Source organism: Streptomyces hirsutus, assembly GCF_001418415.1.
Classification (GTDB): domain Bacteria; phylum Actinomycetota; class Actinomycetes; order Streptomycetales; family Streptomycetaceae; genus Streptomyces; species Streptomyces hirsutus.
This window is the reverse complement of sequence record NZ_LIQT01000763.1, coordinates 1-1,093: the sequence shown is the minus strand read 5'-3', so window position 1 is coordinate 1,093 and position 1,093 is coordinate 1. Positions and strand designations below refer to the sequence as shown.

Here is a 1,093-nt window from a genome sequence, read left to right as displayed (position 1 = left end):
GGGGTGAGCGGGTGGCCGGGGCATCCACCCGTGCGGGCCGCCCCGCGCGGATGCCGGTGCCCGCACCTGTCCCTGTCCCCGTCCCCGGGCCCGTCCCCGGGCCCGCCCTCGGGGCGGCGACTGTTTCGCGCGGTCGAAGGCCGCGGTGTTCCGCATGCGGTTCTCGCGTACGGGCCACCCCGCGCGGGTACCGGCACCGGCACCCGCACCTGTCTCCGGGCCCGTCCCTGTCCCCGGGGCGGCGACCGTTCTGCCCGGTCAAAGGCCGCGGTGTTCCGTACGCGGTTCTCGTGCGCGGTTCTCGTGCATGGTTCTCGGCGGCGCCGATGAGTTCCGGCGCTACCGTCGGTCTGCACTTCCGTCATCGCCTCAGCGGACCAGCGGACCATCAGGAGCGGCAGCCATGCGTATCGTGATCACCGAGTTCATCAGCCTCGACGGTGTCGTGCAGGCCCCCGGTGGTCCCCAGGAGGACACCGACGGCGGTTTCACCCACGGCGGATGGTCGCACGCCTACTTCGACCCGGAGGTCCTCGGCGGCGCCTTCGACGCGGCGCTGGGCCGGGCCGAGGCACTGCTGTACGGGCGCCGCACCTGGCAGACCATGGCCCAGGCGTGGCCCCAGCAGGCCGGGGACCCCTTCGCCGACCGGATCAACGGCCTGCCGAAGTACGTCGTCTCCGGCACCCTCGGCGAGTCCGACCTGACCTGGAACAACAGCCGGCTCATTCCCGCCGGGGAGGCCCTCGCCCGTATCCGGGAACTGCGCGCGGCCGAGGGCGGCGACCTCGCGATGATGGGCAGTCCCACGCTCGCCCGCACCCTGCTGAGTGAGGACCTGGTGGACGAGCTCCAGCTCCTCGTCATGCCGGTGGTCCTGGGCGGCGGCAAGTCGATCTTCCCCGTGGACGGCACGAAGCGCCCGTTCGAACTGGTCTCGACGACCGCCGCGAAGTCGGGCGCCCAGGTGTGCGTCTACCGCCGCGCCGCCGAGGCACCCGCCGAAGCGTCCTCCGGGACGCCCGCCGAGGCCTGACGGCCCCCTCGCGGGGGTGCCGCCCGCCGGGACGGCCGGCGACGCCCCCGCGAGGGG

1 protein-coding gene is annotated in these 1,093 nt (G+C 74.1%); it reads left to right on the top strand.

Translation table 11 applies throughout. The annotated features are described in order from the left end of the window. Positions 1-403: 403 nt before the first annotated feature. A complete protein-coding gene (locus AOK11_RS38390) occupies positions 404-1,036 on the top strand; it encodes a dihydrofolate reductase family protein (RefSeq protein WP_055598219.1) in 633 nt (210 codons plus the stop codon). Positions 1,037-1,093 lie beyond the last annotated feature (57 nt).